This is a genomic window from Pseudomonas sp. PME37.24/006 (assembly GCF_055556635.1).
Genome location: NZ_JBVHNL010000001.1, coordinates 1112884 through 1127296, shown reverse-complemented (window position 1 = coordinate 1127296; position 14413 = coordinate 1112884). Strand labels below are relative to the sequence as shown.

Sequence of the window (14413 nt, the reverse complement as noted above, 5' to 3'; positions counted from 1 at the left end):
CACCCCATTCGGGCATTCAAGAAGCGAGCCATTTCAGGCTTCGGCCTTGAACAATAAGCTACGAACCTCTTCAAGGTTCTCGGCCAGTCGAAGGGCCTCCTCAGATGGCAACTGGCGAATAACCTCGCCAGAAGCACCGTCGGTCACTTTGACCACGACCCGACCGCTAGAGTCATCCACGCTGAAATTCAAATCACGACGAATGTTTTGCACGAAACTCTGGATCGACGTGACGGCCTCGTCCACCTGCTCGTACATCCGACCAGTATCTTCAACGGCCGCAGCACTCGACGACTGCTCATCGGCTTTTCCAGCCGAAGTCGCGCTAACCGCTGGCGCAGATAATCCAGCTGGTTTGGCCAAGACTGGAGACAAACTATTTATTGCGATGTCCATTTCTTTTACCTCGCAAGGCAAAACGGGGAGAAGCGCTATGCACTTCCCCCCGGAGTTTAAAGCAGCCTAGCCGATTTGGCTTACTGCAGGAGGCTGAGCACCGCCTGCGGCAGCTGGTTGGCCTGAGACAGGATCGCAGTACCGGCCTGTTGCAGGATCTGATTCTTGGTCAGGTTCGCAGTTTCTGCCGCGAAGTCCGTATCCTGAATCCGACCACGTGCAGCCGAAACGTTCTCTGCGATGTTCTGCAGGTTACCGATGGTGTTCTCGAAGCGGTTCTGCACAGCACCGAGTTCAGCTCGCTGCGAGTCGATCGCTTGGATCGCCTGGTCGATTACGATTACCGCCTTCTGCGAACCTTGAACATCGGTGATATCGATGTCGTCTACCAGGTTACCGGTGGTGACCTCAGCGATGCTGATATCAGTTCCAGTAGCACTCTTGGCTGCGGAAACTGTAGCGCCCGAAGCGAAAGAGAAGGCCTGGATATTGCCGTCGACTGAACCTGACCCGGCAGCAGAAACCAGTTCGATATCGCCAGAGTCGTTTACGAAAGCACCCACACCGATGTTGGCGTCGTTGATAACTGTCGCCAGTGCTTGTACCTGCTGAGCAGCTGTCGCGCCACTTGCAAAGGTAGTGCTGAAGGTTCTCTCTTCGCCACCAACCATGGTCACCTTGATGGCCATCGCACCGGAGGCTGCCGCAGTGCTGCCTGCCACAGAGGCGGCAGTGATCGAACCAGAGCTGAAAGTACCTTTCAGCGACTCGGTGCTCATCTCGTCGATCTTGACGCTGATGGTTTCGTTCGCCGCACTACCTACCTGGAAGGTGGTGGTCTCGAAAGAACCATCCAGCAACTTCTTGCCACCAAAGGTGGTGGTGTTGGAGATACGGTTCAGCTCTTTCTTCAGTTCATTGACTTCAGAGTTCAGTGCCTTGCGCTCTTCGGTGCTGTTCGAGCCGTTGGCCGACTGCAGCGACAGGTCACGCATACGTTGCAGAATACTGGTCGACTGCTGCAGGGCGCCTTCAGCGGTTTGCGCCATGGAGATGCCGTCGTTGGAGTTCTTCACCGCAACGTTCAAACCATTGATCTGGCTGCTCAGACGGTTGGAGATCTGCAGGCCGGCAGCATCGTCTTTGGCGCTGTTGATTTTCGAACCAGTCGACAGGCGCTGCAAAGAGGTGTTGAGCGCGTTGGACGAAGTATTCAGATTGCGCTGAGTGTTGAGGGACGCAATGTTGGTATTGACTGTCAAAGCCATGATGGATGTCCTCCGTAGGACCTAGCTTGTTTGCCTGAGCTTGCGAATCGGGCCCTGCATTTCTCAGGCAGCCATTGAGTTCGCGTTCGTATTACTTATCGACCTGCTCTGCGAAAGCTTTAGGAAATAAGAGAATTTTTTTCGCCTGCTATTGACAGTCACTCTCTACTTCTTTGCCCGCAACTGCTCTATCGGCGGCTGCGGGCAAAGCTTGAGCCCAACAAGCTCGTCAATCAGGCAGCCAGGCACGACGCCAATCGAGCAATTTATCGCCTTCAAGCACCCAGTCACGCATCACCACGGCACGCAGCTCATCACCGGCCCGTGCACTGGCGTCCAGATCGTTGATATGCAGACGAATCGCATCGACCCAATCGCGAAAGCGGTTCTTCACCCGGGTGACGGGCAGCCCATCCTGGTAACAAAGCACATCGCTGCACACGACAGGGAAGCCGCAAGCGCCATATTCCAGTAGGCGCAGGTTGCTCTTGCACTCGTTGAACAAGTTCTGTTCGACAGGTGCGATCGCAAGATCGAGATTGAGACCGGCTAGTGCTTGAGGGTACATGCTGATCTCGACCCCCGTATGCACTTCCTTTACATAGGGGCGCAGCGCATCGGGGCACATTCCGAAAAACACCCAATCCACTTCGGTAGCGAGCTCCTTGACCACATCAAGGATCATTTCAAGATCTCCCGTATGGCTAACCCCGCCTGCCCAACCTACTCGCGGGCGGCTCGACATCTGCCGTTTGCTCTGCAGCCCCAACCACCAGGGCGCAGGCAAGCGGTTTTCGATAACCCGGATATCAGAATGCAGGCCTGCGAAGGCCTCTGCCAGCGGGGCCGTGGAAACGACGAAACGATCCACCTGATCCACCCCGCGTCGCAGCGACTTCAGGATGTCCTTGGGCATGTGTTGGCGGTGAGCGTTCTTGAGCGGCAGGTTGGGTAAATAGTCATCCAGCTCGTAGACCTTGAATGCCCGAGAAAAGGCCTTCATTCGCCGCATGGCCTCCAGGCGAGACTCGCCTATCTGGCGCTGAAGCAGAATAACGTCAGGTTCGTAACGCTCCAGATCGGTAACGTGCAGCAGGCCTATCGACAGCGCGCCATCTATGAGGCCCGCTTCCTTCATGGCGGAGAACGGTTGAATCACCCGATAGTGACCACAACCGTACAAGTCTGCGGGATGCGCCAACACCGTCGGAAGCGGGCGCCAGGCTTGTAACGGACGCCAAGCCAATTGCGGATCGGCCAACTTGAAGCCCTGCTCGGCCTGCAGTGAAAACCCGGGGTTGTAGGCGGGGTCACGCGCCAGAATCGGCAGCCAGCGGGCGTACATCGCATCTTCCTGAGCATTGCTGGCGGGAAGCGAGATTTGACTATCCATCAGCAACTGCACGCGCGGAGTCCAAACATTAAGGTAGCCAGCCTGTCGCGCCTTCAGACAAAGATCGACATCGAACCAGCGCTCTAACAAGGGCTCCGGATCAAATCCGCCAAGCTCGACAAACAACTCCCGACGGATCATCAGGCACTCACCGCTGAGCGCAGAGTAGTTCTGCTCCACCTGCAACCGCTGCATATAGCCTGCATCGTCGAGCTCGAGCCCTTCGAAAGCTTTGCCCGCCGGGCCGCGCAATCCCAGCAAGAGGCCAGCATGGTGGATGCGACCATCTGCCGATAGCAGCTTGGCTCCCACCGCCCCCACTTCGGGACGCAGAGCGTGATTGAGCAGCTGTGCCAGCCAGTCACTCGCCACGATGCCGGCACCAACCCCCAGCCAAAGCAACATCTCGCCCTGCACGTAATCCATCGCCGCATTACCAGCCAGTGGTCGCGATGTTCCCTTGGCGAAATGCAGCACGCGGATGCGCTCTTTGCCGATCTGCTCGATGGCCTGCAACCAATCGAGCGTGGCCTGCTGCTCGCTACCCAGATCCAGCAGGAGCAGCTCGTAGTGCGGATACGCGGTGTTTTCCAGCAGGGTTTCCACGCAGCGCTGCAGACGCCCCAGCTGATCGGTAAAGGGAATAAGAACGCTCACCAACGGCTGCTGGCCATGGGCGTATTCCAGTTGATAACGCCCCGACTGCCGTGAGGCGACACTGGGATTCTGGTAACCGCGAGTACGAAGGTGACGCTCGATCACCTCTCGCTCTTGCGGGCTGTCCTTGAGTGCGAAGGCGTCAGCGCAGAGCAATGGTTCGCTGACATGGCCCAAGCCATTCAGACCACCGTTTTCAATCAGGCGCAGAATGTATTCCAACTCGAATGCCTGATCGAACTCGACATCGAAACCGCCAAGTTCAAGCAAAGACGCGCGACGGAACAGCCAGTGCCGAGCAGCGCTGGCGGGGAAGCTCAGCAGCAGATCGAGGCTGAAGTCGGGACGCAGCGCAACTCCCGTACCGCCCGAATCGTCACCCACCAGTTCATCGCCATACAAAGCGGTGCATTCACCGGCCGCGGTGAGCTCCAACGCTGTCATCAGCAGGCCGCTAGGTGTGAATTGAGTGCCTGCGTCAACCAGCATCACCCAGTCCACTGGCAGCTCGGCGACAACACGATTGACTGTCTCCACCCACGCGTCGCGCGCTACAGTGGTGACCTGGCCAGTACTTCCTTGAAGCGACATTGCCCCGGAAGAAGAAAAGACTCGTACGTCGATAGATCGGTAGAGATTGTCGCCCTCAAGACTGAGCAGACTTTTCTCCACAGCAGCCGCGTTGGCGTCTCGATCGAGCACCAGCACGCCAATGCGTGGGCCACCTGCATGCGCTTGCAGACGCTGTTCGATAAGCGTCATTTGCACGGAACTGGGCCGGCGGGCCTGCAACCAGGCGCTCAGGCTGATACCACCTTGACCCGCGGCCTTGTAGAGAGCGGCGAGTATGTCCACAGGCTTGAATACACGCGTTTTCACCCGAGTGATAGGTGCGACATCAACCATGCGCGCTTTACTGTCACCATGGTGCCAACCAAGATCGCGAATCGCCTGTCTGAAATCCGCATGCCCCTGATCGCCTATGCCAGGCTGGTCGCGCCCCTTCTGACTGAACTGCTCGTGAGATACACGAAAATCTGTCAGCGGCTCGGCCAGCATGGCTAGTCTGCCCTGGCGCAATAATTTGACGTACAACGCCAAATCGCCCACCCAGGGAATACGCTTGCCATTCAGTACGCTGAGCTGATCCCCCATTGGCAGCAGGTCGGCTCGACGACACATAACAGTACTGGGCTCACCAATGAAGTTGAGGGTGTGCTCCGCCAACAGCGAAACCAGCTGTTCTCCATCGACCAACGCATCCCCAGCGAATGGGTACGCCGTGGCCAGAATATCGGGCAACGGTTGCCCCTCTGGGTCAATTCGGCGGCGGCGGGAACTAGCCAGGCTCACATCAGGATTGCTCTGCATGAGCGCCAATAATGATCCCACGCACTCAGGTTGCAGCAGGTCATCATCGTACAGCGGCTTGATGTAATCGCCTTGCGCCAGTTCGATGCAGCGCGCCAAATTCCTCATCTCGTTCAGGCGGGTTTCGTTGTGCTGGTAGCGCACCGGAAAATCCACCTCGCGTGCAAACTGCTCGACGATTTTGCGCACATCGTCCGTCCGGCAATCATCACAGACTACAAGTTCCAATGGGCGGTAACTCTGCAGGCGCACACTTTCCAGCGCCGCTGGTAGGTAATGCGCTTTGTAGGCAGGCATCACAACACTAACTAAAGCCCGGTTTTCATTTGCTTGAGTCACGATCATTCCTTTAGGGCTCCCAGCGTCTGTAACCGCTCGACGACACGCTGGGCATTCCGATCATCCAAATAATTGAAAAAGAATTGGCGGCACATTCGATAGCGCTCACTCTCAACCAGACTTGCCCCCTCGAGAGCTTTTTGCAACTCGATTAGAAGAGCGTCAAAGTTCTCTACAACCGGACCTGGAAAAGCCAACTCCATTTCATAAAGCAGGCCATTTTGACGAGTGCGGTAATGTTCCAAGTCGTAGGCGAAGCTAATGACAGGCTTCTCCAAGTAAAGCGCATCGATATACACAGACGAGTAATCGGTTAACAGCAAGTCAGCCTCGCGCAATAGCGGTGCTATCTCACTGATAACGGCATGCCCCAGATCTATCAGCGTCTCGCCATCCAGATGCTGCTCCAGATTGAACAGGTGCTCGCCCTTGCGAAAATAGTGCATGCGAAACCCCAGCACCGCTTGATGGCTACGTAACAGATTTTTCAAGCGCGTAATTTCTTCCGCACTGAACTGATAACACGCGGCGCCGTTGAATTCGCTCTCGCGGAACGTGGGTGCATAGACAACCAGTCGACGGCCATCTTTCAGGCGCCGTACCTGCTCAACCTCTTCGCGCAAATAATACGGCAAGTTGGCCACAGGCATTCTCAGGAAGTCGTTACGCGGCAAGCCGGTAATCCATACTCGCTCGGGCGGCAGCGGGTGAAATATCGCAGCCATTGCGTAGCTGTCGACATCCGAAGACGCCACAAGCCCCAGATAGTGGGAGCGCTCCCGACGACGGAATGCAACCCTGTCAGCACGCTGGCGCTGCTCTGGATTGGCCAGCGCAAACAAGCGCTTCAGCGGGATCCCATGCCATAAATTGACCAGTACATGCCTGCGCAGACTGGGCTTAACAACGCTGAACGATCCGTCCGGCCAACGCCAGGACATGTCCAGAGCAACGGCGTTTGTAAGTAGATAGACTCTACAGCGTGCCAGAACCAGCAAACCTCGCAGGCTCTGCACATCGACCACCTCGGTGTTGCAGGCGCCATCAATATGCAAGTCGGCGCTCAGATCGCGGGTAAATACCCACTTATGGATTTTCGGATCTGCCTTTATCGATTCGAAAAGCGCTCGCGAATTTTCCACGAACTGGCTGGACTTGAGCGGATGCACGAAAAATGCCCAGTGGCTCTGGCGCTTGGGCGTCAACCAGTCATAAAGACGCCACAGCGGTAAAAGCAACCAATGCGCAATCCATTTACACTGAACCGGAGAGTGCCACCAACCTTTCATGGAAAAAGCATCTCCAGCGCATCGACGTCGAACACAGGAATGCCAAGAGTACGAGCCACCTCCAGACGCTCGGGAAAATGGTTGTCGACGAAAATAGCGTTCCCTTGAATAACCGACGACTTTGGCTCACCGGCGCGCAAGTGGATTATGTCATCGAACAACGTTTCAGCTATTCGTGCTCGCGCTAGCGCCGAAGGCAGATAACCATCATGTCGAGTTAGCAAAATCAGACGCTTGCCCATTGCCAGTAAACGGTAGATAAAACGCATCGCCTGAGGATTCGCAAAACCGTCGCAAACCAAGGTGTCGTCGAAATCCAGGTAAACACTCTCGAAGGCATAATCCAGCTCTGCAACGCTTGCCAACCGGCGCTCCACCAGAGTGACGCGCGACTCCTCCAACACCAATTGTTCTCGTTGCATAAAGTCTTGCACTGCCATCAATGGCAGATTCACTCCCGCTACCCGGTGCACCACGGAGCTGCTAGATAGCCGGCAACTCAGTTCCAAAAGCTTCCAGACTCCCGCTGAGTCCTGTTTGACCTGGAAGAACCAAGGGCCACGCAAGGTCAGCCGTTCATTGATTGTCGCGGCAATTTCCTGAATGGCGTCGTCGGCGCAAACCCGCCGCGAACGCATTGCGATACCACCAACCACCCGCTCACGACTGCGTGAACCGACATACAATAAACGGCCCCGCCAATCGCTAAAGCAATCTACCGTTAGCTCCAATCCCGACAAATATTCGCAGATCAGCGGCTGACTCAGCCCTGCGATGGCCAACTCAGCCTCGGCGTGCGATCGAACCAACGTGACGCCCTGCCCGCCCTGCCCCTGATCTGGCTTGAGCAGCACCGGCCAGGCCGGTACTTGATCAACACTCGCAAAGCGGCGAGGCACCCAAGACTCACCATCAAAAAGCTCGTAACTGGCCTGCTTGCTGCGCGCAACACGAGCAGTTAGCGGGTCACCGTTGACCAAGTGGACATTCCACTGCGCGATACGCGGAGCCAGGTATTCCATAACACTGTCATGGCAGGCAAAAAGCAGGTCGATTTCCCAGCGTTCTAGAAGCTCGGCGAAGCGCTCGTCAAACTCCACATCGGCGATATTGGGCAGCTCGGCATAGCGGTCAAAGAGCTGTCGCCCATGGTCATCGCGACTGGAAGCGCCATGAAGACGAACATGCAGCGATAAGCCCAGTGCCCGCGCCACCTCGAGACCGACCTCGGAGCCACACGGAAACACCAGTACATTGATCCGGCTCATGCGGCCTCCACCAACTCATAGCTCTGCAACATCAATCGGACCTGTTCGGGTTCGTTATTCATAAGTACGTCGATGATCGACAAACCTGGAACGAACGGTCCGCCACCGCACTGCGCATAGCTGGGAAAGTGATTCTGCAAAAAGCGTAGTTGTACGGCGCAATCAGCAAAGGCCTTGGGCTGGTATAACTCACGCCCGCCAGCGGCGTTGTGATAAGCATCAGCGACGAAATGCCGACACAAATCGAGAATCCGTTGTTGTCCGCGCGCGTGCCCCGCCGGGAAAGACGAGGCAAAGGAGCAAATGAACGGAAGCTTCAAATAATCGAATACAGCGCGGACAGAAAGCGCATTCTTTTCCGCGACATTCAGTGGCGAAGCCAGGCAAACTGACTCGATCAGTTCGAACACTGACCGAAAAAAAGGCGCGCGTGTATAGGCGTGGCGTATTTGTTTCAGGAAAGTATCGAAATCGCCAGTAAAATGGTGCGCATTGATGGGGCGATTCTGGCTAATACCAGCAATCGGTAGAGTGAAAGTAAACGATTTTCCATCCAACAATATCTGATTACGGTTGATGAAGCCCTTCTTTATAAAGGCCACATCATCCAGAAACACGAAATGCCGCGCACTGTGTGCGAGTTGATAGTATCCCAGGTAGGGAAACAGATAGGGCTGCATCACTGCGAGAATCAAGGCATTGCCGCCTTGACGATAACGCTGCATATCCACTCGATGTCCTCATCCTCCAGATCGGGGTAAATAGGCAAGCAAATCACCTTGTTTGCTATTGAGCGTGCCACTGGCAGGTTCGCCGGTTCGGCTGAAGGCAGCCCCCGATACATAGGGAAATCGCTTATGAGCGGGTAGAAATAACGACGCGCCATAATTTCCTGGTCACGCAGGTAATCATAGAGTTGATCGCGGCTCAGGGCGAAGTCAGCATCGACCAGCAGCGGGAAATAGGCGTGATTGGCAAAGCCCTGCCCAAGCAACTCGACACAGCTCAAGCCGCGGATGCCAGCCAGACGTTCGCGGTAGAGCTGGTCAATTTCCTTGCGCCGGGCCAGGGCCGCGTCGATGTAGCGAAGTTGCAACAAGCCAAAGGCGGCATTGACCTCGCTCATCTTGCCGTTGATGCCCGGCGCCACCACGGTGGTTTCATTGACGAAGCCGAAGTTCTTCAGGTGGCCTATGCGCTTGTAGGTCTTTTCATCAGGGCAAATGATCGCCCCACCCTCGAACGTGTTAAATACCTTGGTGGCATGAAAACTGAGAACACTGAGATCACCATGGCGCAGGATACTACCGCCCTCATCGCGCACAGCAAATGCGTGCGCCGCATCGTAGATAACCCGTAGATTATAGGTATCAGCGATCCGTTCGATGGCCTCCGAATTACAAGGGATACCATAGCAATGTACCGGCATGATTGCGGTTGTGGACGGCGTGATAGCGGCCTCTATTTTGCGCGGATCAAGATTCAGCGTGTAGGGATCGATATCAACGAAAACTGGCTTAACCCCATTCCAGAGTAGCGAGTGCGCAGTGGCCACAAACGAGTATGGGGTGGTTATTACCTCTCCAGTGATCCTTAAAGCCTGCAGCGCTGTAACCAACGCGAGGGTGCCATTGGCAAACAATGCGAGATGCTTGACCCCCAAGTACTCGCAGAGTGCCCGCTCGAGCTGCTGATGCATGGAGCCGCCATTGGTAAAAATGCGACTGGACCAGATCTGCTCCAGGTAGGGGATGAACTCTTCCAAAGGGGGGAGAAGAGGACTGGTGACCGTAATGGGCTTTTTCATCGGGAGTCCGAATTGCCGTGTACGCGGAGAAAAGCCGCCTGATAATCTACCACGGAAAGGCTCAGTATCTCAGCCAGCACCGGGTCAGCATTGAACCAACCGCCATACCAGGCGCGTTGCATAAAAATGAAATTACTCAGCGGGTCATGCAAAGTAAAGCCCGGGTATAAAGTGTATCCGACATTCGCCTGGAAATAATTACCGCCATACCTACGCCCCAGGTACAGGTCGGCATTGAATACTTTGACTTCGAGCGGGGCGAAACGCAGCACGTCCATCAGAATTCTGGGCAATGCACTTGGATAGCCCGTAAAAAATGGATTGCAGCGGATGCCAATTTCAAAGCGCGGCCGTAAACGCTCTGCAAGCCTACTCAACCAAGGGAACGTTGATAAACAACTCTTCGACAAAACGACAAACTGCAAAGGTGCCATAGCCGCCAGATAATTATCGGATCCCAGAGCATTCTTGCGCAGATCGTCTTCAAGGTAGTAGGAGATATCTGTACGCGCCCCAAAAAAACGAGAATCCAAAGCATTGTTAGCCCGATGGTTAGGACGTATTACCAAATCGAAATCATCGATCTCCTGTCCGTTATTCAGCCCGTTGTTGACCGGCCCCACAATGGCAATTCTTTTGCCTTTGATTGCGGAAGCAAAGTACCTATCACATTCCTGAACTTTAATTTCCGATCCAAGCGTTGCCGACTCGCGCGGCAAATAAAAATTCGCCAACTGCAGAAAATCATCGTACTCATGCAAGCGCCCAATTGATTCCTCACGTAAATCACACAGTAATTTCAACGCTTGGTGCGGAGACGCCTGCTCGTTAGCTATACACATCCTATATATGGCAGACAACTGATCGTCAGCCCCCTCAAATATGTCGATGTCCAGCACCGAGCGAGCAACAACCTGAGCGCGATGCAATATATATAGATCCACCTGCCCGGCCAAAAGAAACAGACGGGCAAAAAACAATGCCATAGGCCACGGTAAATCAGAGACACACCTCGGATGGAGCCGAATAAAAGCAGCGAGCAACTCAGCCTTTCGTTGACAGGATGAATCGGGCCATTTGACAAGTACACCCTGAGCACACATCAAGGAATTTTGCAGCGGCCTCCATAGCGCAATAAATTCCTGACGCAGGTTTACTGGCCAGTCGATAAAATCTACCGCCATATCTACACCCACGCAATTGCGTGGGTGTAGTCCTGCAGAACGGTAAATACTCCAGTGGCCCAAGGCAGATAAATGTTCCTCGACAGCGATGTTCTGCATGCGCTGCTGCAACTCGGTTCGCGCCTGCCGCCAAGCTTCTCCTGGCAAAGCCATTTGCATCCCCTACGTGCACTCAGTCGATTTCATTACGCAAATACCTGAGAATGTCGAACATCTCTGCAAGGTCCTGCTCTTTTTCCAATACGCGCTTGAGCGAGGTGCGCAGCTCGGTGGAGGACACGCCCTGGGTGCGCTCAAGATAAATAACGTCGCAAAGCGCCTTCAACTCATCGAAGTGCCCTGCCCAATCGCTACCCATGACGAACAAATCAACGTTGTAGTGACGAATATCAACAGACTTCTGCGCCCAGTCATGCTCTGGGATAACAAAATCCACACAACGGAGAGCAGATACGATGTCACGACGCTCTTCGTAGGGAATCAATGCCTTCTTACCTTTGAGCGCATTGAATTCGTCCGTGGAGACGCCGACGATCACCTTGTCGCATCGCTCGCGCATACGCTCGAGCAAACGGAGGTGGCCCACGTGGAACATATCGAAAGTGCCATAGGTAATCGCTGTTAAAGGCATGAAACGCTCCGTGCTGGGCTTCAGCTCAACAAATCCTCGGGATCAACCTCTATAGCCTCCCATTGCACAGGCTCGCCCAGCGAAGCTGCTCGAGCCGCCCGCTTCCCAATGAGTCCGTGAAGATGCCGAGGTGCCAAGCCGTGCCCCGGCCGAAGAGAGCGAAGGTGCTCTGGCGTAATGACGTCTCCCGACAAAATATCTTTCACCCAGAACAACGATCTGCGTCGGAGGCGATCTTTGTCGCTAACCTGGTACTCCACCACGCCTAAAGCCTTTTCTGTCGCTCTTACCTGCTCGACCATTTGAGCAAACTCACTAGGCTCCATTGAAAATGCTGCGTCCGGTCCGCCTTGAGCACGATCGAGAATAAAATGCTTCTCCACCATGATTGCGCCGAGCGCAACGGCCAAGGCGGGTACTAGACTTCCCATCGTGTGATCCGATATACCGATCGATACGCCGAAACGCTCGCGCATATCTGCGATCATATTCAGATTCGCCTGATCAATACGCGCCGGATACTCCGATGTACATTTAAGCAAGGTAACGTCACGATTGCCTGCCTTATGACAAGCTGCGAGCGCGGCGTGAATATCTGCCTCGTCAGCCACGCCCGTGGAGATGATCATCGGCTTACCCATACTTGCCGCTTTTTCTATCAACGGAATATCGGTAATTTCAAACGAAGCAATCTTGTAACAGGGCACATGTAGGCTTTCAAGAAAGTCTATGCCCTGTAAATCGAAGGGGCTGGAGAAAAATATCAAGCCAAGCTCTTCGGCAATACTCTTGAGTCGAGGCTGCCATTCGTAAGGCATCGCCGCCTCGCGGTAGAGATCCCAAGGCCTGATACCTTTCCAGGCCCCCTCACGCTTGGGACCGAAGTATTCATTGTCGACGTCCAGGCACAGCGATTCTGGCCTATACGTCTGAACCTTGACGGCATCAGCACCAGCCGCCGCTATTGCCCTTATCGTTTTTTCCGCAATTTCGATTGAGCTGCCATGATTGGCAGACAGCTCGGCAATTATGAATGTGCTGCCATTGCGGCTCTTCATGAAAGATCAAGGCTTAAAGTAATTTATGATGGCGGCGATGCTTTCCAGCAACGGCACATCTTTATCGGGCACCTGCTGCCCTGTATCAGCCTGCAACTCGATCAACAAGTTGAATACATCCAAGCTGTCGAGACCGCTCTCGCCAAACTTGTCGTTCAATCCGATTGCATCGATATCTGCGCTCACACCGGCAGATCGCATAGCGGCTTTCACCTGTTCTTCGGTCAACATATTTCTTGCCTTTTTAACAGCGCGGAGGCCCAGGAAAGGCCTACCCCAAATCCACTAATTGCCAAGTTATTCCAATCCCCTTCGAAAGCGCGCTTCTCCAATAACAAGGGTATCGATGACGACACGGTGTTGCCCGTCTGCTCGATATCAAGAACGAACCGAGAGGACACCTCCGGAAAGCGCCTGGCGATTGCCTCGACTATCGCAGCACTGCCTTGATGAACACAGAATGCGTCGACCTGGTCGACCGTCAATTCGGCATTTTCAAGCAGCTTCTTAAGATGAGGGGCGATTTGCAGCGCTGCAAAATTGAAAACCTGGCGACCATTCATTTGCAAGGTGCCATCTACCACGCGCAAGTGTTCTGCGCCCGCTCCATCCGTACCAAACGAGACTTGGCCCAATGTCCAGTACGGGTCAGTACCGAGCCACGTTGCAGTAGCAGCATCGCCAAATAACAATGAGGTAACACGATCTTCGGGATCGATGATCTTTGAATAAGGATCGGCCGTGACAAGTACGCCGTTGGACAGGCCAGTCGCCTGCATGAATCCTTTCAGGACATAAAGACCATAGACGTAGCCCGAACACCCGAGCGAGATGTCAAAAGCTGCGATGGTCGTGGGCAATCCGAGTTTTTGCTGCACAATGGCAGATGTATGTGGCAAGCCAGCCCCGTCACCGTTCTGAGTCACGACAACGAGCGCATCCACATTGGCCATATCGAAGTCGGACTGTTTCGAGATCAAGGCGTTTACTGCAGCAACGGCAAGATCGGATGTATCTTCACGCTCCCCCTTGCGAGGTAATCGCAACGCCCCGATCTTATCGCGCATGAATTCGGCGCTCTCGCCAAACCTTGCCCCCTGCTGCAGGTTATCGATGGACTCGTCGGGCACATAGCTGGCTATCGCTTTTATTCCGATCATTCACGGTTTCCCCACAATGAAACGAATATTGCCAACATGCTCATCGCCATAATAAATGTCGCTGACGCTGAAGCGATTGGCCAACAGTGAGCGCATTACCACGCGCAAGGGGCGCCCTGCCCTGCGAAGCGGCATATCGAGTTGGATCTGGCCGAATAGCCAGTTCCCATCAACTGCCGGTGAAACCACATAATTAAGCTCTTTGGTCAAGCAGATGATTTCGTCTATTGGACTGCCATTGATCGCAACGAGCTCAATAACACGATCAGACTCTTGCACTAAAACACCATCGATAAGGTGTGCTTCATCAAATGCATAGCGTTGGGTAACAACCCGACCGGTTTCTACAATCCAGAATGCCAGTACCCCCTGTGAAGAGGTAACTTGCCCTTCACCAACCAACTGACTAAGTGAAGGTTTTTCAAGTACTACTAAGCAACAATTGCGTGTAAGACGCCGAAAAGATAGGCGACTGATATAAGCATCACTCCCATGTTCAGAAGCAGCCCAATCGCTAAGCTCTTGATAAAAATCACTTCCTCGTAGGTAGTTGCGGTTGCCCTTGAAGGACAGCGACAGCGTAAAACTCATT

The 14413-nt window shown here is 54.3% G+C and carries 13 protein-coding genes; all 13 read right to left on the bottom strand.

All coding sequences use genetic code 11. The features are described from left to right. Positions 1-33: 33 nt before the first annotated feature. Positions 34-396, bottom strand: a complete 363-nt coding sequence (locus ACZ3GY_RS05260) for a flagellar protein FlaG (RefSeq protein WP_463564219.1) — start codon at positions 394-396, stop codon at positions 34-36. A gap of 80 nt (positions 397-476) precedes the next feature. Continuing rightward, positions 477-1664: a flagellin gene (locus tag ACZ3GY_RS05255; protein WP_463564218.1), complete on the bottom strand. Its 1188-nt coding sequence runs from the start codon at positions 1662-1664 to the stop codon at positions 477-479. A 229-nt stretch (positions 1665-1893) separates the two neighbouring features. Then, positions 1894-5382 (bottom strand): glycosyltransferase, encoded by a 3489-nt coding sequence (locus tag ACZ3GY_RS05250; RefSeq protein WP_465909179.1) that lies wholly within the window; start codon positions 5380-5382, stop codon positions 1894-1896. A gap of 44 nt (positions 5383-5426) precedes the next feature. Continuing rightward, a complete protein-coding gene (locus tag ACZ3GY_RS05245; RefSeq protein ID WP_465909178.1) occupies positions 5427-6713 on the bottom strand; it encodes a CDP-glycerol glycerophosphotransferase family protein in 1287 nt (428 codons plus the stop codon). After that, positions 6710-7981, bottom strand: a complete 1272-nt coding sequence (locus tag ACZ3GY_RS05240) for an ATP-grasp domain-containing protein (RefSeq protein WP_465909177.1) — start codon at positions 7979-7981, stop codon at positions 6710-6712. Before ACZ3GY_RS05240 ends, ACZ3GY_RS05245 begins: the two co-directional genes overlap by 4 nt. Then, positions 7978-8706 (bottom strand): WbqC family protein, encoded by a 729-nt coding sequence (locus tag ACZ3GY_RS05235; RefSeq protein ID WP_465909176.1) that lies wholly within the window; start codon positions 8704-8706, stop codon positions 7978-7980. Before ACZ3GY_RS05235 ends, ACZ3GY_RS05240 begins: the two co-directional genes overlap by 4 nt. Then, positions 8673-9788, bottom strand: a complete 1116-nt coding sequence (locus tag ACZ3GY_RS05230) for a DegT/DnrJ/EryC1/StrS family aminotransferase (protein WP_465909174.1) — start codon at positions 9786-9788, stop codon at positions 8673-8675. Before ACZ3GY_RS05230 ends, ACZ3GY_RS05235 begins: the two co-directional genes overlap by 34 nt. Next, positions 9785-11125, bottom strand: a complete 1341-nt coding sequence (locus ACZ3GY_RS05225; protein ID WP_465909173.1) for a hypothetical protein — start codon at positions 11123-11125, stop codon at positions 9785-9787. Before ACZ3GY_RS05225 ends, ACZ3GY_RS05230 begins: the two co-directional genes overlap by 4 nt. A gap of 19 nt (positions 11126-11144) precedes the next feature. Beyond that, positions 11145-11603 carry an FAD synthase family protein gene (locus tag ACZ3GY_RS05220; protein ID WP_465909172.1) on the bottom strand — a complete coding sequence of 153 codons (459 nt, stop codon included), beginning with the start codon at positions 11601-11603 and terminating at the stop codon, positions 11145-11147. 20 nt (positions 11604-11623) lie between these two features. Next, positions 11624-12661: a pseudaminic acid synthase gene (gene pseI, locus ACZ3GY_RS05215; RefSeq protein ID WP_465909171.1), complete on the bottom strand. Its 1038-nt coding sequence runs from the start codon at positions 12659-12661 to the stop codon at positions 11624-11626. 6 nt (positions 12662-12667) lie between these two features. Next, a complete protein-coding gene (locus ACZ3GY_RS05210; protein ID WP_465909170.1) occupies positions 12668-12892 on the bottom strand; it encodes an acyl carrier protein in 225 nt (74 codons plus the stop codon). Next, complete coding sequence (locus ACZ3GY_RS05205; RefSeq protein ID WP_465909169.1) at positions 12886-13821, bottom strand: ketoacyl-ACP synthase III; 936 nt, start codon at positions 13819-13821, stop codon at positions 12886-12888. Before ACZ3GY_RS05205 ends, ACZ3GY_RS05210 begins: the two co-directional genes overlap by 7 nt. Then, a complete protein-coding gene (locus tag ACZ3GY_RS05200) occupies positions 13822-14412 on the bottom strand; it encodes a hypothetical protein (RefSeq protein WP_465909168.1) in 591 nt (196 codons plus the stop codon). Between the last annotated feature and the right edge of the window lies 1 nt (position 14413).